This is a genomic window from Flavobacterium sp. P3_A6 (genome assembly GCF_056403035.1).
In genome coordinates, this window is sequence record NZ_JBFUGG010000004.1 from 151,018 (window position 1) to 174,720 (window position 23,703).

Consider the following 23,703-nt stretch of genomic DNA (forward strand, 5'->3'; position numbering starts at 1 on the left):
TCTTTCTGCTTCCGAACCTGAAGCTTGCTATGGTGACCGGCTACGATCCCGTATGAGGCAAATGTTTAATTTAATATCATTCGATGCAGATTCACAAGATAAAAGAAAAGGTTAAACACGCTAAGGTTGATACCAAAATTTGCCTCTAGTTTCCAATAAAGAAAATACTACTTTTAAACATATAATTATGCATATAAAATATTATTTGGGTAGATTTGCGATTAATAGTTGGGTATACCAATGAGTTTTGTTTAATTCTTAACCAATCTTTAGAATAAATATTTCTAGTAAAAAAATGAAAAACAGCTATTAAAAAAAAAACAATATAAAAATAAAATGACAAGCACAGCACAAAGAGCAGAATTACTAGGTAAAATTTGGAAAATAGCCAACGAGGTTCGTGGGGCTGTAGATGGATGGGATTTCAAACAATTTGTATTAGGAACACTTTTCTATCGCTACATTAGTGAGAACTTTACGAATTATATAGAGGCTGGTGATGATAGCATTGATTATGCTAATTTATCAGATGATGTAATTACACCAGAAATAAAAGATGATGCAATTAAAACAAAAGGATATTTTATCTATCCTAGTCAACTTTATGTAAATATTGCCAAAACGGCTAATACCAATCCAAACCTGAACACCGATTTAAAAAACATTTTTACAGCAATTGAAAGTTCTGCCAATGGGTATCCATCGGAAGAAGCTATAAAAGGTTTATTTGCTGATTTTGACACTACAAGTTCACGATTAGGGAATACAGTTGAAAATAAAAATAGCCGTTTAGCATCGGTTTTAAAAGGAGTTGAAGAACTAAATTTTGGTAATTTTGAAGACAATAAAATTGACCTTTTTGGGGATGCCTATGAAATTCTGATATCCAATTATGCCGCCAATGCTGGAAAATCGGGTGGTGAGTTTTTTACACCTGTGCACGTGTCAAAGCTAATTGCACAACTAGCAATGCACAAACAAGAAAAAGTGAATAAAATTTATGATCCTGCAGCAGGTTCTGGATCTTTACTGCTCCAAGCAAAAAAACACTTTGATGACCATATCATTGAAGAAGGTTTCTTTGGACAAGAAATAAATCATACTACTTATAACTTGGCTCGTATGAACATGTTTTTACACAACGTCAACTACGACAAGTTTAATATAGCTTTAGGTGATACGCTTCATCATCCTCACTATATTGATGACAAACCTTTTGATGCTATTGTATCCAATCCTCCTTATTCGATAAAATGGATTGGAGATGATGACCCAACACTCATAAATGATGACCGTTTTGCACCTGCTGGTGTACTAGCTCCTAAATCAAAAGCAGATTTTGCATTTGTACTGCATGCACTAAGTTATCTTTCCAGTAAAGGAAGAGCAGCTATAGTTTGTTTTCCTGGTATTTTTTACCGTGGTGGTGCGGAACAAAAAATTAGAAAGTATTTAGTGGATAATAATTTTGTAGAAACCATCATCTCTGTAGCGCCTAATTTGTTTTATGGAACTTCTATAGCGGTAACAATTCTGGTGCTTTCAAAACATAAGACTGATACTACCACACAGTTTATTGACGCAAGTGGTGAAGGTTTCTTCAAGAAGGTAACCAATAACAATATGATGACCGATAAACATATTGATAAAATAATGGGGTTATTTGATAGTAAAGTTGATGTAGTAAATGTTGCAAAATCTATCGACAATACTAAAATTGCTGAAAACGATTACAATTTATCTGTTAGTTCCTATGTAGAACCCAAAAACAACCGCGAGCAAACTAACATAGTTGAATTGAACGCAGAAGTTACCAAAACAGTAATAAAAATAAATAAACTACGTGCAGATATTGATGCCATTATAAACGAGATTGAAGCATGAATTATTTAGAAAAATTATTAGAAGGTGTTACCGTAGAATGGAAACCTCTGGGGGATGTATCTAAAATCCAAAGAGGCGCTTCGCCACGTCCTATATCAAAGTTTATTACTGATAATCAAAATGGTGTTCCTTGGATAAAAATAGGCGACACTGTCCCAAATTCAAAATATGTTAGTCAAACTAAACAAAAAATAACAAACGAAGGAGCCGAAAAATCAAGAATATTAAAAAAGGGCGATTTAATTATGTCTAATTCGATGAGTTTTGGACGGCCTTATATACTTAATATTGATGGAGCGATTCATGATGGCTGGGCATCAATTAGTAATTTTGAAGATAAACTGAATACTGATTACATATTTCATTACCTTTCATCTGATATTGTTCAAAACTATTGGTTAACAAAGATAAATAGTAGTTCTGTAAGTAACTTAAATGCAGATATTATTAAAGCTTTACTGATCCCCATTCCATGCCCAAATAATCCAAAAAAATCACTCGAAATTCAACAAAAAATAGTTGCAATTCTTGATTCTTTTACGGAGCTTACAGCGGAGCTTACAGCGGAGCTTACAGCGGAGCTTACAGCACGTAAAATGCAATATAGTTATTATAGAGAGAAGTTGTACTCCTTAGATAAAAATAAAGTACAATATTTACCAATGGATGATGAAAGTATTGGAGTGTTTCAAAGAGGTAAACGCTTTGTAAAAACTGATTTGATTTCCGAAGGAGTTCCTGTTATTCATTATGGTGAAATGTATACACATTACGGAACTTGGGCAGATAAAACAAAATCCTTTTTGAGTGAAGAACTAGTTAAAAATAAAAATCTACGGGTTGCCAATAAAGGTGATGTTGTCATAGTAGCTGCAGGTGAAACTATCGAAGATATCGGAATGGGAACGGCTTGGTTAGGTGACGAAGGTGTAGTTGTTCATGATGCATGTTTTTCATATAAAACAACATTAAACCCAAAGTTTGTGGCTTATTTTACACGCACCAAACAATTCCATGATCAAATTAAAAAACACATTTCTTCTGGTAAAATTTCTGCTATCAATGCAAATGGTTTAGGTAAAGCAATAATTCCAGTTCCTTCCAAGGAAGAACAAGAACGTATAGTAACTATTTTAGACAAGTTTGACATTTTAACTAATTCTATCTCCGAAGGTTTGCCAAAAGAAATAAAGTTAAGAAAAAAACAATATGAGTATTATAGAGATTTGTTACTAGCATTTCCTAAGGATAATTTAAAAGTATAATATGGCACAATCTTTAACCGAAGTAGCAGAATCACTACGTAATGATAAAAAAGTGCAATTAATTTATGCATTTAATGGTACTGGAAAAACACGTTTGTCTCGTGCGTTTAGACTTTTTGTTGATCCTAAAGATGCTGAAACAGTTGAGGATTCAGAAGATACAGGAATTAAAGTCCTTTATTATAATGCTTTCACTGAAGACTTATTTTATTGGGATAATGATTTAGATGCTGACACTAATAGGAAGCTAATCATACGACCTAACAATTTTACAGGGTTTGCTTTAAAATTTTTAAAAGACCAAGGATTAGATAATAATATTGTCACCAATTTTCAGTATTATACAAACGATTCAATTACACCACTTTTTAATGAGGAGTATATAACTCAAGATGATAATGAGAATGATATTGTTGTAAAAGCATATTCAGAGGTAACATTTTCAATATCAAGTGGAGATGACCAGGGTTTACCAAATATTAAAATTTCTAAAGCAGAAGAAAGTAATTTTATTTGGTGTGTGTTTTATAGTTTATTAGAAGAGGCAATTGAGACACTAAACGAGACCGATAAAACTAATCGTTCCACAAATAAATTTAATCATTTAGAATATGTATTCATAGACGATCCTGTAAGTTCACTAGACGATAATCATCTAATTGAGTTAGCTGTTAATATTTCAAGATTAATAAAAAATAGTAGATCAAATCTTAAATTTATAATAACAACGCATAACCCGTTGTTTTATAATGTCATTTCAAATGAACTTAATAATAATATACCAAATCCTTTGTATATTAGAGGTGAACAAAATACTGGTTTAGAAAAATGGATTTATCACTCAGACAAATCTATAAAGTATCGTTTTATTAAATTTGAGGATGGTAATTTTAGCCTTGAACCACTTGGCAGAAAAACACCTTTTTCATATCATTTACAGCTTTTTAGAGAGATTCAAAAAGCTAAAAACAATCCTATCCTAATAAAAAAGTATCATTTTAATTTTATTAGGCATATTTTGGAGAAAACTGCTACTTTTTTGGGGTATTCTAATTGGGAAAAATTATTACCAATTGCAAATGGAGAACCAGACCCTTTTGCAAATCGTATTTTGAACCTTTCAAGTCACTCTGCTCATGCAGGAGATGAAATTGGAGAAGTTCAAGAAAACGATAGAGATAAGCTAATTGAATTGGTAAATTATTTAGAGAGAAATTATAAATTCTCAGAACTAGTAGAACAAAATGAAACAGTATAAAACCATAGTAGAATCTAACAATTTTATTGTTTTAGATAAATACACCAAGTATTCAGAGTTGAATGAGCCTCCTACGGTTTATCAAACGGAAGCTGCTCTTGAGAAAGAATTTATCCAAGATTTAATCAATCAAGGTTATGAGAATCCGAACCTAAATACTATCGAGGCCATGATGGCTAATGTACGAGTACAATTACAAGCGCTGAACAATATGGAATTTTCAGACAGTGAATGGGCTCGTTTTGTGGAGGAATATTTAGATAAACCAAGTGATAACCTTGTTGAAAAAACAAGAAAAATTCACGAAAATTACATTTACGATTTTGTTTTTGATGATGGGCATATCCAAAACATTTACTTAGTAGATAAAAATAACATTGCGCGTAATAAAGTACAGGTAATTAAACAATTTGAACAAAAAGGAACGCATGCAAATCGTTATGATGTTACAATTTTAGTCAATGGCTTGCCTTTGGTACAAGTAGAACTAAAAAAGCGTGGTGTAGCTATTCGTGAAGCATTTAACCAAGTGCATCGCTATACAAAAGAGAGCCTTAACAGTACTAATTCTCTTTTCAAATACTTGCAGATTTTTGTTATCTCCAACGGAACGGACAGTCGATATTTTGCAAACACAGTAGAGCGCAATAAAAACAGTTTTGACTTTACCATGAACTGGGCAAAAGCCGATAATACATTGATTAAAGATCTTAAAGATTTTACAACCACCTTTTTTCAAAAACACACGTTGTTAAACGTATTGCTCACCTATTCGGTTTTTGACACGAGTGATACGTTGCTTATCATGAGACCCTATCAAATTGCTGCAACAGAAAGGATGTTATGGAAAATTTCAAGTTCATTTCAAGCTAAAATTTGGTCAAAAACAGAAAGTGGTGGTTATATTTGGCACACCACAGGTTCGGGTAAAACATTGACAAGTTTTAAAGCAGCTCGCTTAGCTACAGAATTGGATTTTGTTGATAAAGTTTTCTTTGTGGTAGACCGTAAAGATTTGGACTTTCAAACCATGAAAGAGTACCAATGCTTTTCTCCAGATAGTGTAAACGGTTCTGATAGCACTGCAGGGTTAAAAAGGAATATTGAAAAAGAGGATAATAAGATTATTGTCACAACTATTCAAAAGCTAAACAACCTAATGAAAACGGAGAGTGATTTAGCCATTTATCAAAAACAAGTAGTTTTTATTTTTGATGAAGCACATCGCTCTCAGTTTGGAGAAGCACAAAAGAACCTAAATAAAAAGTTCAAAAAATTCTATCAATTTGGTTTTACTGGAACTCCAATCTTTCCTGTAAATGCTTTAGGTGCAGAAACAACAGCCAGTGTTTTTGGTCGTGAATTACACTCTTATGTAATTACCGATGCAATCAGAGATGAAAAAGTACTAAAATTCAAAGTAGATTACAATGATGTTCGTCCTCATTTTAAGAGCATAGAAGCAGAACAAGATGAGAAAAAATTAAGTGCAGCTGAAAACAAAAAGGCATTTTTGCATCCCGGTCGTATCAAAGAAATTGCGCAATACATTCTAAAGAATTACAGATTAAAGACGCATAGGAATCAAGGAGGCTACAAAGGTTTTAACGCCATGTTTGCTGTGAGTAGTGTTGATGCAGCTAAATGTTACTACGAAGAATTAAACCGTCTTCAAAAAGACAGTGAAAAGCCTTTAAATATTGCAACGATATTTTCCTATGCCGCCAATGAAGAGCAGAGTGCCATAGGTGAAATAGTAGATGAAAACTTTGAACCATCGGCAATGGATAGCAGTGCCAAAGAATTTTTAACGGCAGCAATAAGCGACTACAACGCAATGTTCAAAACTAGTTTCGGAGTCGAAAGTAAAGAGTTTCAAAACTATTATCGTGACCTTGCAAAACGTGTAAAGAATAAAGAAATTGACCTTATCATTGTAGTGGGTATGTTCCTTACTGGTTTTGATGCACCAACATTGAATACCTTATTTGTCGATAAGAACCTGCGTTATCATGGTTTAATGCAAGCTTTTTCTCGTACCAACCGTATTTATGATGCCACAAAAACATTTGGAAACATTATTACTTTCAGAGATTTAGAAACCGCTACTGTTGATGCCATAACGTTATTTGGAGACAAAAACACTAAAAATGTAGTCCTCGAAAAGAGTTATAAAGAATATTTAGAAGGCTTTACGGATATTGCAACGGGACAAGCACGAAGAGGTTTCAAGGATGTTGTAAAAGACTTAAATGAAAAGTTCCCGAACCCCGATGAAATAGTAAAGGAAAAAGACAAAAAAGAGTTCTCAAAATTATTCGGAGAGTACTTACGAGTGGAAAACATCCTACAGAATTACGATGAGTTCACAAATCTCAAAGCACTTCAAACAATAGATGTAAATGATGCACAAGCTATCCAGGAATTTAAAGAAGCTTACTTTGTAACAGACGAAGATATAGCAATAATGCAAGAGATAAACTTGCTGCCAGAACGAACAATTCAAGATTATCGCTCTACTTATAATGATATACGTGATTGGTTAAGACGAGAAAAAAACGGCAAAGAATTAGAAGATTCAACAATCGATTGGGACGATGTAGTCTTTGAAATAGACTTACTAAAATCACAAGAAATTAACCTTGATTATATTCTTGAATTGATTTTTAATCATAATAAAAAGAATAAAGATAAAGCCACCTTGATAGAAGAAATCCGAAGAGTAATTCGCGCAAGTATAGGTAACAGAGCAAAAGAAAGTTTAGTAGTAGATTTTATAAATGAAACAGACCTTGAAACTATTCAAGATAAAGCTAACGTAATAGATTCATTTTTCAAATATGCTCAGGACAAACAAAAAAAGGAGGCTTCAGAATTAATTACAGATGAAAACTTAAATGAGGAAGAAGCAAAACGATATATTACAGCATCTTTAAAGCGTGAATTTGCCAATGAAAACGGAACTGAACTCAATGCAATTTTACCTAAAATGAGTCCTTTAAATCCTCAGTATTTGACGAAAAAACAAAGTGTATTCCAGAAAATTAGCTTCTTTGTCGACAAATTTAAAGGAGTTGGAGGGCAATTGTAAATGGAATTACAAATAATAATTACAAACTAATGATTACTATAATAGGAATATGGAATGCAAGTGGCAAAGGGAAATCATCCTCCATTTTAAGTTTAGCCAACTTTTTAATGAGTACTTATCCAAGTCATCGTGTCGTTCACTGCAATAAAAACCCATCGGCTCTAACTATTGATTTTAGACTAATTCTTGAAATAAAGGATAAAATTTATGCTTTAGAAAGTATGGGTGACCCTAATTCGGGGTTAGAGCGTCGTTTAGATGACATTTTGGTTACATATAAACCAGATGTACTCGTTTGTGCAACCCGTACTAGAGGGAATACGGTCCTTGCAGTGCAAAACATTAAGGCCAAATATTCATCAGATTTAATATGGTCATCGACCTATCAAACTTCCCATAGTCATACTCTTGTAAATGATGCTAAAGCAGAACATTTACATGACTTAATGCGTAAATTAAGCTTAATATAATTACCGTCAATGTACCTATACAAAAACCAAAATAACCAAGTAAACAGCTTAAAAGAAAAACCATTTAAGCTTGAAAAAGAAATACAAAACTTGTTTGAAGCTAATTTGACTGCACTAACTAATTTGCAATTTATTAAGTCGGAGTTTACTATCAAAAACAACCGAATTGATACTCTAGCATTTGACGAAGAAAGCAATGCTTTTGTAATTATCGAGTACAAGCGCAGCCAAAATTATAGTGTTATTGACCAAGGCGTTTCCTACCTCAACTTAATGCTCGAATACAAAGCTGATTTTATTGTGGAATACAACGAATCTCAAAAAGGAAACCTAAAGCGTACGGATGTCGATTGGTCACAAAGCCGAATCATATTCGTGTCCCCTTCTTTCACCGATTTCCAAAAACAATCTTCAAATTTCAAAGATTTATCCATTGAATTATGGGAAATCAAGCAGTTTGAAAATGATGTGCTTGTAATTAACCCAATCAAAAAATCAAAATCGGCCCCTAGTATAAAACAGGTACAAAACAATGATAATTCCGAAATCAGCAAAGTAACTCAAGAAATCAAAATCTATACTGAGGAAGATCATATCACTGGTAAAAGCGATGATATAATTGAATTGTATGAAACCTTCAAAAATGCAATTCTGCAATTATCACCAGATATTGAAGTTGTTCCTAAAAAAATGTATGTCGCTTTCAAATTAAAGAACAATATTGTAGATATACGCATTCAACAAAAGAACCTCATCTTTTGGATTAACATGAAAAAAGGAACGCTTGATGATTCCAAAAATTTAACTATTGATGCTTCCTCAAAGGGTCATTATGGTAATGGTGATTATGAATTATCTATTTCTGACACCCAAAATTTAGAGTACATCATGAGTTTAATCAAACAGGCTTTATAATGGCATTAGTAGCAATCATTTTTTTAGCAATCATCTTAGTGTCAATCATTTTAGGAAGGAGTCTGTTTTTTAAAACATATAGTAAACTATTAATTGCAGCACTTATTCTTTTATTGTCCTTTTTAGTTCTGCTCTTTTTCACTACAATACATTCAATTGATGTTTTGGATAACGCAAAAGATTATAGCAAAATTGGTCCATACGGTGATTATATAGGGGGAATTCTTAATCCACTTATAGCGGTTTTTGCGGTTTTTGCTGCGGGCTTTGCATTTTATGCCCAATATGAAGCCAATAAACAAGTTCAAGATCAATTTAAAATCCAACAGTTTGAAAGTCAATTTTATGAGATGTTACGACTACATAGAGACAATTTAAACGAAATGCAAATTGAAGGATATGAATTTACTACCTATCCAGCTGGTAAAGACAAGAGTGCTAAACTTGATTCAAAAGAAAAAAAAATTACTTCAGGAAAAAAAGTGTTTGTTACAATGCTGAAAGAATTCGAAGCTATTCATTTAATAGGAACAAAAGTTTTTATGTTTCGTTTCAATCTTTTATCACCACCACAAAAAGAACAAGTCAATACTTTATTGAAAAAATTTATTTTTGATCACTCTTATTTTGTTTTTTTTAATGGTATTAGTTTTTACAAAAAAAGCATTAATAGTTATAAACAAAATGATGCTACAGGATTTTTGGATTTGGTTTTAGATGATTTTGTTGAAGAATTAGAATCAAAAAGAAAATCTCACCTAGAGTCGGGAATCAAAGAACACCATTTATACTATACAACAGGGAGTGTTTTAACTGAAGGGCTTTTAACAAAAAGTCTTTGGTTAAGTTTTAATTACAAACCGTTTTCAGGACACCTGTCAATTTTAGGCCATTATTATAGACATTTGTTTCAAACGGTTAAATATGTGGTTAAACAAAATGAAAACCTTATTTCGTACGAACAAAAACGTGATTATCTAAGGGTTTTACGTTCTGTGTTATCTAGCCATGAACAAATACTTTTATATTATAATTGGTTAGCTGACTTTGGTTCGCAATGGGAAGAAAAAAATGTCCAAAATAGAAAAAGTAAAATCGGAAATTTCTTTTTTACCGATTATCGAATGATTCACAATATACCATCGCAAATGCTGTTGGATGATTTTAAATTAGATGATATATTTAATGAAGATTTTCAAAGTTTTAGGTATGAGGCGAATAGAAAAGACGAAGATTTATTATTTCAATTAATTGAGATTAAAAGTAAAGCATAAGAAAAACAGGCTTTTTACAGCCTGTTTTTCTTTGCCAAAAGAATCACTTTTTCTTTTTTTTACTGTTGTAGAAGTATTTCTTCTTCATTTTTTCATCCTTTTCTCTACCTTCTTTGATTTCTTCATCAGTCCATATTCTGGCAAAAACAATTTTATTTTTCCTGATCCAGTAATGAGACTTGCAATCAAAATTCCAGTTGCCAATAGAAGGACTTAGTGAAACACTTTTTCCATCAAAAGTAAGTTGCCAGTCAGTGGGAGAAAGCGGCGTCACTACCTGATTCCCACAACCGCAAACACACTTGTGTATCGCCGAACAATACTCTACAGAGATATAAAGGACACCATCCTCTAAAACATCTGGTACATATTCAATAAATTTATGTTGTATAATCATCATTTAATAATTGACCAGTATTTACTGTGTAGGTTGTGTGATGCTCTTCTTTTAAATCCTTATAAAAACCATTGTGCTTTTTCCACTTCAAAACAGCCATTAAAGCATTCATCGCATTAAGATCGGCAATTTGAATATTGGTGGAATATTCGTCATCATCTGTATCTATGGAGCCAATCCTATCGCTTATATGGTCATTTTTTAAAGGAGTGCCAAGTGTTGCTCTTAAAATGGCAGCAAGGCTATCCCCGACAATTTCAACGCCAAGACCAACATCAATAAATGGAATCTGAAATTTTTTAAGATGCGAAATAATCATACCTCTTGAACTGTTGCTGTCAATACAAATAAACACAAATGATAATCCTTTAAGTAGTTCAATGTTTTGTTCGGTAATCTTTTCTGCGTATGGGACAATCCCTCTCCGCATATTAGAATAAATAGAAGCAAAATAATCTACTTTCATTCGTTGCTCATTCATTTTTTCAATAGTTGGTGCGCCAGGTGCTCTAAAAGCATTGTGTAGCAAAAATTCATCATTGTCAAACAGGAGTATTTCATCTACATGAGTTTTGGCTACTTGATCTAAAATATAAGATCCGGTACCCCCCAATCCAATAATCCCTATCCGTTGGCCTTTAAATTTTTCATTTATAAAATTAATATTCGCCCTGCTAGAATTCATATCTAAATATCGAAACACCGATTCTTCTTCACTGCATTCAATGACTCTAAACGTTGTTGCGGTAACTTTTGGATCAATCGATTTTGCAGGAGCAATTATCAATTCAACATACCGTGTTACTTTGTCATAATAATTATCATAACCGTTTGGCGGTTTGTTTGAAAAGGAGTGATTCAAAATAATGTCATTAAACAATTGTTGATTAACAACAACGTGTTGAATAGCAGTTATAATACTACCATCGTTGTTACATGGATGTTCCCCCATAAAATTGATAACATGATTATCCGGTTTCAAGGTAACATCATTACTCATCAGAAGAGTAGAAATAAGCTTGCCTATTTTTACCTCTCGGTTACTATTAACATAAGGTATGTGGTGGACAATTAAATGTCCACCTCTTACCTCAATTTCATAACCTTCATCTCGCAGACGTTTTAAGTCTTTACTACGATTTATCAGTTTGTTTGACATTGAATATCATTTTATTTTTAACAAATACTGATTGCCCTTTTACCATTGTTCCTTCTGGATTTTGGTGCGGTCCTCTATCGTAAGTAACCGTATAACCTTTTCCGGGATTTGAATCATAATTGCCATATGCTAATGCAATAACTTGCTCAAAACTAATGGTCTTTTCAGTCCAAGGTTTTGGCTTCAGGTTAACAATAAGTTCTATTGAAAAAGGTTTTTCTTTTGAATAAAATTTCTCTTTACCTGGTCTGGCCAAGTCAACAACTTCATCGTCTTCAATTAAATCATCTTCGTATGGTTCTTTATTATCCAAAAATATTTGGGAATCTTCGGAGATGTTTCCTTGGTTTCTAATCTGAGAGCCCTTAATATACTGCTTATCCGTTTCAAAGTTTTTCCCGTCGATGGAGTACTTTAATTTTTGTTTGATATAGAATTGCTCAATACCCGATCTTGCTAAGTCAACAACTTCATCATTCAAAATAGCATCATCCTTCCAAGGCTCTACTATATCTAAGTATAATTCACTATCAAGAGGCAGACCTCTTAATTCCTTCAATTGTTGCCCAGTAATATACTGCTCAAACCATTCAAACTTTTTGCCTTCAATAATCAATATTAAGAAAGGTCTTTCTTTTTGGTCATCTTGACCGTTTTCATTTGTGTTCATGATGAATACGTTTTAAATTTAAAATTATTTAACACTCCATATCCTTAAAAAACTCTCGGAGTAGTGTGTTTCAAGCGGTTTTTGTTGCTAAAAATTTGTTTTTACCAAAAAACGTATTAGATTTACACAACAAAACAAAGGGATACTCAGGTGATAAGCCTAAGTATTTGAAAGTCGTCGAAAAACTTATTCCCTAACAACCCAATCCGTACCGCCAAGTTCGATTGGGTTTTTTTTATTTATCGGCGCATTTTTAATTGTTAATATTGTAAAACATGACTAATAATACATTCGTTATTAAATTCTATATTTATACCCTTGGTACTACACGAGCAGCTGTTTTTATGTCAACTGCTTGCACTCCTAATGACTGAAGCATTTGTCTCATGTCATTGAAAACAGGTTTTTCATTATTAGGATCTGAAATTGTTAATATGGCTGTAAAGGGGACGCCTGCACGAGGCATTGCAACACCATCTCTGGTCAAATACTCCACATCCAAGCTCCACTCGGTTGTTGGGCCTACTCCACGTGGGAAGGTCTTTTCATATACCTTTACTGGACTCCACTTAAAGGAATGCTCAATTTGATCTTTTTCATATAGACTACCATTACCTTCTTCTGGTGTGTAAATAGCATTTAGTCGACCTAAATAATTTCCATTTTTTTGCATTTGACGTAATGCAGCATCAACATTTACCCTAACAAATTCCGATCCATATTTGTAATCGAACCCAGGAGTACTAACGACAGTAAGTTTAGCATGACCAAAACATTTACCATCTCGTACAAGACTTGAAGGCCACGAAAATTTAAAACTCATTTTGTGTCTATTTATAACTCGATTTGCGAAAACCAATGTGATAGCTGAAGGATTACCATTCAATATTCCGTCCGAAGAGCTAGGTATTCCAAAGCCGACCAAATGCTTAGTTACATTTCGCAAACTTTTATCATTTAAAGATTCTGGCAATTCAGCATGATGAATACCAAGGGCTATTAATGTTTCTCTTGAAACATTGCCTTCAATAGAATGATCAAGGCTTGCTAAAGTTTTTGCTACGTTTGGAGCAGCATAGCTAGTGCCACAGCCGTCAATTATTTTACCGCCAGCATCCAAAGAAAGCAAACCGTGACCTAATGTAGGGTGCTTTGTTCCTGCTCCACCTACGTGACCAAAATCAGGTTTGAGGCCGATTCTAAGGCCAGGCCCTCTACAGCTATAATTGCTCAACGCATAAGGAACTACTCCGCTCATATGGGGGGGATTGACCGCTGATACACTAATATTACGACAACTTTCAGCTGGCTTTTTAATGGCATCATTTCTTGATGAAGCAAGGATTTTTAATGCGTCAAAATTATCAGATGGCCACTCCTTTCTCATATCCATTGGATGCGTGTTGCCTGCAGAGATAACAAAAATAACATCGTTTTCCTCAGCTATTTTATCTAAAATTTGAGCAGGAATGCTATAACCTGCAGTAGATGCATGTTCTTCAATATTTAAACTAAAATTAAAAATTCTAACGCCAGTCCTTGCCTTAAGTTCTTGAACTGCCGTTTCTAATTCATTGAAAAACTCTAAGGGCTTTGAATAATATAATTCGTAACTGCCAGCGCGAGGCAAAATATCAAGATCAATAATTTTACAGCCATCAATCTCTTGGCAAATTGCTTTTCCATTGAGTGTTTGTCCGATTATTGCTATGCCAGCTATAAATGTTCCATGGTTTTCATCTTTATCGGATGAACTAATTAGTCCCCAACGATCTTCAATCCAATCTCCGTAGATATCTGAAACGCCTCCATCTACCACGCATATTTTTGGATATTGGTTTTCATCATTAGGAGACTGTACAGTAAAACTCATTCCTTTTTTTGTGGTTCCTATTGACTCACTTTGAGTAACAACAGGTGGTAATGTAACTTTCTTTACAAGTGGGTGTTTTCCTAAAAAATCAAGTAACTCACTATGTTTTTCTACGTCAAAATCAATAATTTTTCTTTCACCAGATTTGCTGCTGGATGATGACGATGGAAACAATTGTATAACTGGTAATGAGTTACTTTTTTCTAATTTAATTCCAAATACAGTTGAATTCTTAGTAATCCTAGAAACAAATAGACCATTACCAACATTTTCTAAGCCACCAAAAAAACTTTCAAATAAATCAAATTTATACCCACTCAACAAATCCCAATCCTGTCTTGCTGGTGGAGCTTCAAATAATTCAACCATATAGGAACCACCAGTTTGCGGGATTGAAAGCCATTCTATAGCTTCGTTTACAGAAAAGTTTCTCTTATCACTTTCGGTATATGGAGCAATCTTTTTAATAACTCCTATTTCGCTTCTAAGCCTTGATGGATTAGGTTTGTTTTTTCCTTTTATTTCTTTATATCGTGTTTCTGATTCTGCTTGTCCAACTTTATCGTTTATTTTGTCTATATTTTCCGGCGTCAGTTCAATGAACAATTCTCCTAAATCTCCCGCACCTACTACTGGAGCAATATCTCTTGTAAAGATTTGCGAAGTTGGGCGATGACTTTTGGCTAAAGCAGCTTGCTTTAAAGTAACCTTTGCATATGAAACCTTTGCAAAACTACTAACCAATTGCATGCTTCTAATTTCACTCAATTGATTTTGCAAATTGTCTCGATGTTTCACAAATTCAATATCATTTTCAGCAAAAAAGTCCTTAGAAGGGCCTCCGCCTTTGTTATCCAATGCTTCTATAAAATCATTGGTATTTAAAACTATTTGAATAGGACTGTTTGCCATAACTTATATTTTTATAAATCTTTGAATTTTGATAATTGTTTACTTAAAGAGGAGGGGGTTATTCCAAATAATGAAGCTATGTCTTTTTGTTTAAACAAATAAATTCTATCGCTTAATAGCATACTTATGAAATCTTCATCACTATGCAACATTATATTTCTTTTATTTATATTTACTCTTCCAGAGTTAAGTAACGCAAATTGCTTCATGACATTAACAATATTGCTTTTCTTTTCTAAAACAAATGCTCTCTTTAGCCACTTAGACAGTGTTTCAGCATCTGCGCCTGATGAACCTTCTAGACACCACGCTAGGAATCTGACTTCACTCTCATTAAATTCTAATGGATAAATGAATTTTTTAAGTAAATGAATCATTACCTCTGGGGATGGGTTTGGAATTTCAACTTGTATGTCAAATCTTCTCCAAATAGCAGGATCTAAAAGACTTTCATGATTAGTCACCCCAATAGTAAAACCTTTTTCATGTCGTGAGTCTAAACTTTGTAATAAAGTATTCACAACCCGTTTTACTTCACCGACCTCTTGCGGATCATTACGCAACTTCGCAATTGCATCAAACTCATCAAGCAACAGCACGCACTTATACCTATTAGCAAAGGTAAATAGATTACCTATGTTACGTGAAGTTGTCCCTAGGTAAGATGACATCAGCCCTTCCAATCTAGCTAAAACTACAGGTAAACCTATCTGTTTAGCGATCCATTTAGCTAAATGCGTTTTTCCAGTTCCTGGTGCACCGTAAATTAAACACGAGCTTGCAGGTGTAGCATCAATCTCTAAAAGTTGATCAAACTTCATCCATTCATTTACAATAGACTGAATTGCTAATTGAATATTTCCATCAAATAAAGGCACCTCATTTGGTAAATCCACTGGAAAAAAAATTTCTGCTAACGGAGTAGAAGTTTCTTTGTCAACCGGAATTGATGTTTTAGCCGTTAACTCTTCTCCATTGTTTACAACAAACGATTTTTGGATTTTACTTGGTGACATGTCAATATTAGATCGTGAAGAAGACAATAATCCTTCTAAAGATTTAGCCTCTTTGGTGTGTCCATCCTTTTCTAGGCTATCTTTTAGTCTCCCAACTTGATGTATGATAGCCTCGTTTGGGTTTGCAAGAGCAGACCTGCATAAAGCTTGAATTATACTAAAATATTTTATCATGTTTGAAGCTAGTTGTTAATATTATATGTGCAAATATAAGAACTTTATTTCTATTAAATAGGTTTTTATTTCCAAATAGTAGAAATTTATTTCCAAAAAAGAATAATCTGTTTCCGAAAAAAGATAATAAAATGTATTTATAGTTGATTTTTAATACATTAAAAAGTATAATTTTCTTTTTCCTTAAATAAAGGAGACTTTCTAAAAGAGATTTGTTTTCAAAAAAGCATATGGTTAAATTAAATATTGATGGATTTTTAAAGTTTACATAATATAAAGTCCAGTTAGGTTTTCAAAAGAAATTTTCAATTCGGTGAGGTCGGGAGATCTCGCAGCAATAATTTCCCCTTCTCGTTAACAACTATTTCACATCATTTAACATCAATTGATACTTGTCTTCCGTAATTTTGTAAATCATAAAAATACAATGATACAATGGAAGAAGATGAAGCCAAAATCATCAGTAAGCACAACTTAGATTGCTCAACATTAGAGAACTTAGCCAATGACATTGCAAATCGTCTAGATTGTAATATCGAATATGGCCAGTATCAAAATGAAAATGGTAAACATCATTATGTTGCTTTAGGGACTGTTGAGGTAAAAGAAAACGGCATAATGTCCACTTTATACGATTTACGAAATAAGGAAAATTCAAATTCCAATTTTGTCCTAGAACTCGGCGAAGAAGCTAAAGTAATCTATGGTGATTTTATAGAGTTTATGCCTGCTTGGGAGGAACAATACAATTATGCACTTAACATTTTTAATGATAATGGTTTTGTAAGTGACTCTGTTTATTCAAGAATTTTTGAAGAATTTCAAAAGTTGGGTGCTGACAAAGTGTATATTATAAAAGATACGTTTACACCGGAATTGGCCATTCCAGAAAACACTACAATGGAAGCCTACTTGAAACAAGTCCAAAAGGAAACTGCTTTTTTTGAAGTAGTCCTTTAAGAATATTTCACAGTCTAAATATAAATACCAACCTTTTCGTAAGTATTAGAGAATCATAAATAAAATCAGTATGGCAACTCCCTCTAATCTAAGCCGATTTCTAGAAGCTCAACAAAACACCTATCCTCAGGCATTGGCAGAAATCAAACTTGGTCAAAAGCAGTCGCATTGGATGTGGTATGTATTCCCTCAAATAGTAGGTTTAGGATTTACAGACTATAATATTTTTTATGCCATTAAAGACATACCAGAAGCAATATCTTTTTTAAAACATCCTATTTTGGGGCAACGTTTAATTGAAATTTCAAAAGAATTACTCAAAATTGAAAATAAAACAGCTCTTGAAATCATGGGTAAACCAGACACTAAAAAGTTGAAATCGTGTATGACTCTTTTTAGTGTACTTCCAAATACCGATTCCGTTTTTAAATCTGTTTTGAATAAATTTTACCAGGGAGAAATAGACGAAAAGACCATTTCAATTTTGAAATCAAAAATCTGAATTTGCAATTAAGTTTTTGTTATAGTTTTTTCCTTAATGTCTGAAATATCTCTTTTCAATTCTAATATAATTTCTCTTAAACTTTCAATATCAGTTAGTGATTCTTTCTTATCAGTTCGACCAATATTACATTGGAATTCCCATATTTCGAGAATTTCAGAATATTTAACTTCAAAATTCGGATAAAAGCGATTGTCAGATTCCAGAACCAAAGCATTTTTTTTATTTTTATTCAAACGCTTATAAACTACCCCTTGGTTTTTAGTAATCAGTATATAAGTTTTGCCGTCCTGTACTTCCCCTATCTTTTCAAGATAGCGACCAACAATAATAGAACCTTCCTCATGCGGTGGCATCGAATCGCCTTCAACTGGAAATCCTCTATGTTTTCCTAGTCCTAAGAAAGGTAAAGAAATTTGCTGCAGGTTTTCAATATATTCGGGATCCGAATAGCCGCTAAGATATCCTGCCTTTGCTTTTTCAGTAACAACCTCTATCCTGTTATTGCCTTTGTCATCAACTGTGATAGGTAGCAAAATTCGATTGTTTTCCAGTTTTATTAAATCTCCTAACGGGATCTTGCGCACATCTACGGAAAGCAGTAAATCAATACTCATCTTCAAATATCTCGATAATGCCAGCAATGTTTCTGGTGGGGGAAAGTTTTTGCCATCCTCATACTTGGCATATCTAGGTCGCGGAATGGCCACTGCATCTGCAACAGTTTGTTGCGACACATCGCTCTTGATTCGAAGGTATTTTATATTATCCGAAAATAATGACATAAGTTAATGTGCGTATTTGTCACAACAAATATATAAATAATTGTGTGTATTCATCCTAATTTTGCAGAATAAATTTACACTCCAAAATAAAAAGTTAATATGACACGCTCAATAGTACATATGGATATGAATACATTTTTCGTATCATGCGAAAGACTAATAAACTCACAATTGGAGGGTATTCCACTTATTATTGGTGGTGGTGACCGTGGGGTTGTAGCTTCATGTTCCTATGAAGCACGCCGTTTTGGTGTTCGTTCAGCAATGCCAATAAATATGGCTTTAAAACTTTGTCCGCAAGCCAAAGTAATGAAAGGTGATATGGAATTATACTCGAAATTCTCGCATACTATTACCGAAATTATTCAGGAAAAAGCCCCAGTTGTAGAGAAAGCAAGTATTGATGAGTTTTACTTAGATATTACCGGAATGGATAAATTTTATGGCAGTTACAAATGGACTGATGAACTCGCTAGAACCATTACAAAAGAAACAGGTTTACCCTTAACTTTTGCGTTATCCGTTAATAAAACAGTTTCAAAAATTGGTACAGGAGAAGGAAAACAAAAACAAAATCTAGAAATACCGGAACACTTGGTAAAAGCATTTTTAAATCCTTTATCTATTCAAAAAATCCCTATGGTGGGTGATGTAGCATTTAGGCTTTTATCAAGAATAGGCATTCGCACCATCCAAACTCTATCTGAAATGCCAGCGGATGCCCTACAGCAAATGATTGGCAAGAATGGTGTAGATATTTGGAAAAAAGCCAATGGTATAGATAACAATCCTGTAGAGCCATACACCGAAAGAAAATCAATTTCTACCGAACATACTTTTTCTCAAGACACGATTGATTTAATAAAATTAAAATCAATCTTAATGGGAATGGTCGAAAAACTCGCTTTTCAACTGCGTTCAGAAAAATGGCTAACTTCAACTATTGTAGTTAAAATTCGCTACTCCAATTTTGATACCGAAACCAAGCAATGCAAAATTGCCTATACCTCAGCAGATCATTTACTCACTAAAAATGTAATTGAACTTTTCGACAAATTGTACCAACGTCGTATGAGATTACGATTAATTGGAATTCGTTTTAGTGGACTTGTGAGAGGAACATACCAAATCGACATTTTTGAAGATACGCAAGAAATGTTAGCCCTCTATGAAGCTATGGATAAAATGAAAAGCCGATACGGCTTTGATGCTGTAATGCGTTGTGCAGGTGCATCATTTAAACCTAATAACAAAGACGAAATTTTAAAACGTATTCAAAAACCATATACAATTAAATAAACTTTCCCATGTACCTCAACTGTCATTCATTTCATTCTTTACGATATGGTACAATCCCACTTAATGATCTTATAGAGCAAGCCGTTACTTGTGGTGTAAAAGCAATGGCACTCACTGATATCAACACGGTAACTGGAATTTATGATTTTATAAAAGGATGTGAAATCGTTGGAATAAAACCGCTAGTAGGCATAGAATTCTATTCTGAAAATAAAATGCATTACATCGGTTTGGCTAAAAATGCTAACGGATTGGCAGAAATGAATCGATTTTTAACGGCTCATAATTTCAGCGGTGAACCATTACCTCAGCAAGCACCTGTATTTGACTCTGTTTTTATAATCTACACTGTAGAAAATGCACCAGTAACGCTACAGGAGTATGAATACATTGGTATTCGCCCCGAAGAATTACCCAAACTTTTTTCTTTGGAACTTAAAAGTAAAATAGCCAAAATGGTGGTATTGCAACCAGTAACTTTTAGAACCAAAAAAGAATTCAATCTTCATAAAATTTTAAGGGCAATTGATTCCAATATTATTCTTTCCAAACTAACAGAAACAGATTATTGTAAAACCACTGAAGTACTAAAACCTTTAGAGGAACTTTTGGCTGTTTATAATGAATATCCCGAAATTATTGCCAATACAGAACAAATAATTGATCAATGCAATTTTAAATTTGAATTCAATACACCTAGAAATAAAAAATACTATACCAACAATCGACAAAGCGATATTGCATTATTGACCTCCTTGGCCCAACAGGGCATGTTATGGCGTTATGGAAAAAAAAATACAGATGCAAAAGCAAGAGTTGCAAAAGAACTCAAGGTTATTGACCAATTAGAATTCAGCGGCTATTTTCTAATAACCTGGGATATTATTCGCTATAGCAATAGCCGTGGTTTCATGCACATTGGACGTGGAAGCGGTGCCAATAGTATCATTGCCTATTGCTTAGGAATTACTGATATATGTCCTCTGGAACTGGATCTGTATTTTGAACGGTTTCTAAATGAAAATCGAAAAAGCCCACCTGATTTTGATATTGATTGGAGTTGGAAAGAACGGGATGTTATACTGGAATACATCTTCAATCGCTATGGCAAAGAAAATGTGGCTTTTTGTGGTACAAATGTCGAATTCAAATACCGTTCTATATTCAGGGAAGTGGGTAAAGTATTCGGACTCCCAAAAGAAGAATTAGACATGTTGGCTAAAAATCCAATGAAACTTCATGATAAGAACAACATTGTAAAGTTTGTTCAAGAATATGGAATGATGCTGGAGAAATACCCCAATCAACGAAGTATGCATTCCTGCGGCATCATAATTTCCGAAGAGCCTATTACAAATTATACACCACTTGAAATGCCTCCTAAAGGATTTCCAATTGTACTTTTTGATATGCATGTCGCTGAAGATATTGGTTTTGAAAAATTCGATATTTTAAGCCAAAGAGGAATTGGCCATATTGACGATACAGTTAAGTTGATTGAAAAAAACAGAGGTATTCGAGTGAATATCCGTGATACGTCAATATCAAAAAATGAAGCACTAGCCAATAATTATTTATCTCAAGGCAAAACGATTGGATGTTTTTATATCGAAAGTCCGGCAATGCGTGGTTTATTAAGAAGACTCAAATGTGATAATTATAAAACATTAGTAGCAGCTTCTTCAATCATTCGACCAGGAGTAGCGAAATCCGGAATGATGAAGGAGTATATTTTTCGCCACAACAACCCATCTAAGTTTGAGTATTTCCACGATGTTTTCAAGCAACAATTGGGCGAAACCTATGGAATTATGGTGTACCAAGAAGATGTAATCAAAATTGCTTTACACTATGGTGGTTTACCAGCAGCCGACGGAGATATTTTAAGACGTGCCATGTCTGGAAAAGGACGTTCTCTCGCAGCCTTGCAAAAAGTAAAAGATAATTTCTTTACCTCATGCGCTCAGAAAGGGCATCCAGCTAACCTTAGCGAAGAAATATATCGCCAGATTGAATCATTTGCTGGGTATTCATTTTGCAAAGCACATTCAGCATCTTATGCGGTTGAAAGCTATCAAAGTTTATATTTAAAAGTCTACTATCCTGTAGAATTCATGGTGGCTGTAATTAACAATCAAGGTGGCTTTTACCGTACTGAAGTGTATGTGCATGAAGCAAGAATGGCAGGAGCAACAATTCATAATCCTTGTGTTAACAAAAGCAATTTCGAAACAATTCTCTACGGTACTGATGTCTACTTAGGTTTTATGCATGTTCTTAGTTTAGATAGTAAAATGGTTTTGTTCATTCAATCCGACAGAGAAAAAAACGGAAATTTTATTTCTTTAGAAGATTTTATAAATCGAATTCCAATGGGAATTGAAAGTATTAAAACCTTAATATTTATTGGTGCTTTTAGGTTTACCCATCAAACGAAGAACCAACTTTTAGTAATTGCTAGTTTATTACTGAATAATTTAAAACCGGAGAATAAAAATTTGATGCTGATACAAGAACCGATTAAAGAATTTAAACTTCCTAATTTGGAACGTTCACTTTTTGAAGATGCGTATGATGAAATTGAACTATTGAGCTTTCCCGTATCATGCAGTGTTTTTGAATTACTTCAAACGAAACATCGTGGAGATATTATGGCAAAAGATTTAATACTACACCATAAAAAACAAGTCAAAATGTTAGCCTATCTCATTTCGAGAAAACAAGTACCTACCATCAAAGGAAATATGTATTTCGGCACTTGGATAGATAATGATGGTACATATTTTGATACAGTTCATTTTCCAGATAATCTATTACAATACCCATTTCTAGGTGGTGGTTGCTATCTCTTATTAGGAACTGTAGAAGTAGATTATCATTTTCCAACAGTTACGATTTCAAAAATGGCAAAGATGCCATTTATCCCGGACCCTCGATACATGGATACCAAAGATCAATATAAAACCCAACAACAAATAAAGGAAGATATTAGTGGAACAGACAGAGAACCATATCCGCAAGCTCATGAAATTAATTTACCACGACACAGTATGAGTTTGTAAAATTTATAAAGAGCAAACTTCATTATCAATAATTAGCACTAAATTTGTTAATTGTTACTAATTTTTAATTATTAAAAATGTGTTATCATACTGAACAAACTAAATTAGAATTTGAAGTTGAGTCTCGCTTTAAAGCAAAAATAAAAGACTTGCATGAATTCAAACCTTCATCTCATTTTAACGGATTCGATTCTCCTAAAACGCCAATAATTATTGATGAAAACCCAACAGAAATTCTACACTACAATTGGGGTTTAATACCTTTTTGGGCTCAGGATGATAGCATGCGATTAAATAATCTAAATGCAAGAATTGAAACTCTAGAGGAAAAACCGTCGTTTCGTGACATAGTTAACAAACGGTGCTTAATTATAGCCAATGGTTTTTATGATTGGCATTGGCACGATTCAAAAGGAAAAAACAAATCGAAATACGAAATTGGTATTGGCAATCATGATTTATTTGCTTTCGCAGGTTTATATTCCCACTGGACTGATGAAACAATAGGCGCAATAAAAAATACATACACAATTGTAACTACCGAAGCCAACGAATTAATGGCAGAAATTCACAACATCAAAAAGAGAATGCCAATCATCCTGAAACCCGAAGATGAAAAAAAATGGTTAGAACATTATCCCTACGAAGAATTTGCCTTGCCCTATTCAGTTAATTTAGTTGCCAATAATTTAGACTCTCAACAATCACTTTTTTAAAGCCTTAAAATGAAAAACTTT

At 33.5% G+C, this 23,703-nt stretch carries 18 protein-coding genes; 12 read left to right on the plus strand and 6 right to left on the minus strand.

The features are described 5' to 3' along the window. Nucleotides 1-336 precede the first annotated feature (336 nt). From AC1DVP_RS05980 to AC1DVP_RS06010, 7 genes are read left to right on the plus strand one after another with little or no spacing between them, the layout of a single operon-like run. Entirely contained in the window at nucleotides 337-1,884 is a 1,548-nt protein-coding gene (locus AC1DVP_RS05980) for a type I restriction-modification system subunit M (RefSeq protein ID WP_477182588.1), read from the plus strand. Then, nucleotides 1,881-3,149 carry a restriction endonuclease subunit S gene (locus AC1DVP_RS05985; RefSeq protein WP_477182589.1) on the plus strand — a complete coding sequence of 423 codons (1,269 nt, stop codon included), beginning with the start codon at nucleotides 1,881-1,883 and terminating at the stop codon, nucleotides 3,147-3,149. The genes AC1DVP_RS05980 and AC1DVP_RS05985 overlap by 4 nt, the downstream gene beginning before the upstream one ends. Nucleotide 3,150: 1 nt before the next feature. Next, entirely contained in the window at nucleotides 3,151-4,407 is a 1,257-nt protein-coding gene (locus tag AC1DVP_RS05990; protein WP_477182590.1) for an AAA family ATPase, read from the plus strand. Beyond that, complete coding sequence (locus AC1DVP_RS05995) at nucleotides 4,394-7,498, plus strand: type I restriction endonuclease subunit R (RefSeq protein WP_477182591.1); 3,105 nt, start codon at nucleotides 4,394-4,396, stop codon at nucleotides 7,496-7,498. Before AC1DVP_RS05990 ends, AC1DVP_RS05995 begins: the two co-directional genes overlap by 14 nt. Nucleotides 7,499-7,527: 29 nt before the next feature. Beyond that, entirely contained in the window at nucleotides 7,528-7,968 is a 441-nt protein-coding gene (locus AC1DVP_RS06000) for a hypothetical protein (protein WP_477182592.1), read from the plus strand. Nucleotides 7,969-7,977: 9 nt separating this feature from the next. Next, complete coding sequence (locus AC1DVP_RS06005; RefSeq protein ID WP_477182593.1) at nucleotides 7,978-8,883, plus strand: DUF5655 domain-containing protein; 906 nt, start codon at nucleotides 7,978-7,980, stop codon at nucleotides 8,881-8,883. Next, nucleotides 8,883-10,157 carry a putative phage abortive infection protein gene (locus AC1DVP_RS06010; protein ID WP_477182594.1) on the plus strand — a complete coding sequence of 425 codons (1,275 nt, stop codon included), beginning with the start codon at nucleotides 8,883-8,885 and terminating at the stop codon, nucleotides 10,155-10,157. Before AC1DVP_RS06005 ends, AC1DVP_RS06010 begins: the two co-directional genes overlap by 1 nt. A 43-nt stretch (nucleotides 10,158-10,200) precedes the next feature. Here the strand turns inward: AC1DVP_RS06010 and AC1DVP_RS06015 are convergent, their stop codons facing one another. The 5 genes from AC1DVP_RS06015 to AC1DVP_RS06035 all read right to left on the minus strand — a co-directional run bounded on the left by AC1DVP_RS06015 (nucleotide 10,201) and on the right by AC1DVP_RS06035 (nucleotide 16,358). Beyond that, complete coding sequence (locus AC1DVP_RS06015) at nucleotides 10,201-10,554, minus strand: ubiquitination-like system serine protease family protein (protein ID WP_477182595.1); 354 nt, start codon at nucleotides 10,552-10,554, stop codon at nucleotides 10,201-10,203. Then, the gene (locus AC1DVP_RS06020; RefSeq protein ID WP_477182596.1) at nucleotides 10,538-11,713 is read right to left on the minus strand and encodes a ThiF family adenylyltransferase; all 1,176 of its coding nucleotides are present in this window, start codon (nucleotides 11,711-11,713) and stop codon (nucleotides 10,538-10,540) included. The genes AC1DVP_RS06015 and AC1DVP_RS06020 overlap by 17 nt, the downstream gene beginning before the upstream one ends. Beyond that, entirely contained in the window at nucleotides 11,688-12,383 is a 696-nt protein-coding gene (locus AC1DVP_RS06025) for a multiubiquitin domain-containing protein (RefSeq protein ID WP_477182597.1), read from the minus strand. Before AC1DVP_RS06025 ends, AC1DVP_RS06020 begins: the two co-directional genes overlap by 26 nt. 310 nt (nucleotides 12,384-12,693) lie before the next feature. Continuing rightward, nucleotides 12,694-15,168: a S8 family peptidase gene (locus tag AC1DVP_RS06030; RefSeq protein WP_477182598.1), complete on the minus strand. Its 2,475-nt coding sequence runs from the start codon at nucleotides 15,166-15,168 to the stop codon at nucleotides 12,694-12,696. Nucleotides 15,169-15,179: 11 nt separating this feature from the next. Then, nucleotides 15,180-16,358 (minus strand): AAA family ATPase, encoded by a 1,179-nt coding sequence (locus AC1DVP_RS06035; protein WP_477182599.1) that lies wholly within the window; start codon nucleotides 16,356-16,358, stop codon nucleotides 15,180-15,182. Between the two features lie 435 nt (nucleotides 16,359-16,793). Between AC1DVP_RS06035 and AC1DVP_RS06040 the strand changes: the two genes are divergently transcribed. Together AC1DVP_RS06040 and AC1DVP_RS06045 are read left to right on the plus strand one after the other, a co-directional pair. Then, complete coding sequence (locus AC1DVP_RS06040; RefSeq protein WP_477182600.1) at nucleotides 16,794-17,318, plus strand: hypothetical protein; 525 nt, start codon at nucleotides 16,794-16,796, stop codon at nucleotides 17,316-17,318. 70 nt (nucleotides 17,319-17,388) lie between these two features. Further along, nucleotides 17,389-17,820 carry a DUF1810 domain-containing protein gene (locus tag AC1DVP_RS06045; protein WP_477182601.1) on the plus strand — a complete coding sequence of 144 codons (432 nt, stop codon included), beginning with the start codon at nucleotides 17,389-17,391 and terminating at the stop codon, nucleotides 17,818-17,820. An 8-nt stretch (nucleotides 17,821-17,828) separates the two neighbouring features. On the opposite strand, the gene AC1DVP_RS06050 is transcribed toward AC1DVP_RS06045, so the two are convergent. Next, nucleotides 17,829-18,605, minus strand: coding sequence for an XRE family transcriptional regulator (locus tag AC1DVP_RS06050; RefSeq protein ID WP_477182602.1), 777 nt, complete (start codon nucleotides 18,603-18,605; stop codon nucleotides 17,829-17,831). A 99-nt stretch (nucleotides 18,606-18,704) separates the two neighbouring features. On the opposite strand from AC1DVP_RS06050, the gene dinB reads away from it, so the two are divergent. The 3 genes from dinB (at nucleotide 18,705) to AC1DVP_RS06065 (ending at nucleotide 23,682) form a co-directional block, all read left to right on the plus strand. Beyond that, a complete protein-coding gene (gene dinB / locus AC1DVP_RS06055) occupies nucleotides 18,705-19,904 on the plus strand; it encodes a DNA polymerase IV (RefSeq protein ID WP_477182603.1) in 1,200 nt (399 codons plus the stop codon). Nucleotides 19,905-19,912: 8 nt separating this feature from the next. After that, on the plus strand, nucleotides 19,913-22,966 hold the full coding sequence (locus tag AC1DVP_RS06060) for a DNA polymerase III subunit alpha (protein ID WP_477182604.1): 3,054 nt from the start codon (nucleotides 19,913-19,915) through the stop codon (nucleotides 22,964-22,966). Between the two features lie 77 nt (nucleotides 22,967-23,043). Then, nucleotides 23,044-23,682: an SOS response-associated peptidase gene (locus AC1DVP_RS06065; protein ID WP_477182605.1), complete on the plus strand. Its 639-nt coding sequence runs from the start codon at nucleotides 23,044-23,046 to the stop codon at nucleotides 23,680-23,682. Nucleotides 23,683-23,703 lie beyond the last annotated feature (21 nt).

Bases quoted from the DNA above. Each gene is read 5' to 3' on its own strand.
- AC1DVP_RS06050 (WP_477182602.1), bottom strand. From the start codon at position 18,605: ATGTCATTATTTTCGGATAATATAAAATACCTTCGAATCAAGAGCGAT.
- AC1DVP_RS06010 (WP_477182594.1), top strand. From the start codon at position 8,883: ATGGCATTAGTAGCAATCATTTTTTTAGCAATCATCTTAGTGTCAATC.
- AC1DVP_RS06030 (WP_477182598.1), bottom strand. From the start codon at position 15,168: ATGGCAAACAGTCCTATTCAAATAGTTTTAAATACCAATGATTTTATA.
- dinB (WP_477182603.1), top strand. From the start codon at position 18,705: ATGACACGCTCAATAGTACATATGGATATGAATACATTTTTCGTATCA.
- AC1DVP_RS05985 (WP_477182589.1), top strand. From the start codon at position 1,881: ATGAATTATTTAGAAAAATTATTAGAAGGTGTTACCGTAGAATGGAAA.
- AC1DVP_RS06035 (WP_477182599.1), bottom strand. From the start codon at position 16,358: ATGATAAAATATTTTAGTATAATTCAAGCTTTATGCAGGTCTGCTCTT.
- AC1DVP_RS06020 (WP_477182596.1), bottom strand. From the start codon at position 11,713: ATGTCAAACAAACTGATAAATCGTAGTAAAGACTTAAAACGTCTGCGA.
- AC1DVP_RS06015 (WP_477182595.1), bottom strand. From the start codon at position 10,554: ATGATTATACAACATAAATTTATTGAATATGTACCAGATGTTTTAGAG.
- AC1DVP_RS06065 (WP_477182605.1), top strand. From the start codon at position 23,044: ATGTGTTATCATACTGAACAAACTAAATTAGAATTTGAAGTTGAGTCT.
- AC1DVP_RS05995 (WP_477182591.1), top strand. From the start codon at position 4,394: ATGAAACAGTATAAAACCATAGTAGAATCTAACAATTTTATTGTTTTA.
- AC1DVP_RS06060 (WP_477182604.1), top strand. From the start codon at position 19,913: ATGTACCTCAACTGTCATTCATTTCATTCTTTACGATATGGTACAATC.
- AC1DVP_RS06000 (WP_477182592.1), top strand. From the start codon at position 7,528: ATGATTACTATAATAGGAATATGGAATGCAAGTGGCAAAGGGAAATCA.
- AC1DVP_RS06045 (WP_477182601.1), top strand. From the start codon at position 17,389: ATGGCAACTCCCTCTAATCTAAGCCGATTTCTAGAAGCTCAACAAAAC.
- AC1DVP_RS06025 (WP_477182597.1), bottom strand. From the start codon at position 12,383: ATGAACACAAATGAAAACGGTCAAGATGACCAAAAAGAAAGACCTTTC.
- AC1DVP_RS06040 (WP_477182600.1), top strand. From the start codon at position 16,794: ATGGAAGAAGATGAAGCCAAAATCATCAGTAAGCACAACTTAGATTGC.
- AC1DVP_RS05980 (WP_477182588.1), top strand. From the start codon at position 337: ATGACAAGCACAGCACAAAGAGCAGAATTACTAGGTAAAATTTGGAAA.
- AC1DVP_RS05990 (WP_477182590.1), top strand. From the start codon at position 3,151: ATGGCACAATCTTTAACCGAAGTAGCAGAATCACTACGTAATGATAAA.
- AC1DVP_RS06005 (WP_477182593.1), top strand. From the start codon at position 7,978: ATGTACCTATACAAAAACCAAAATAACCAAGTAAACAGCTTAAAAGAA.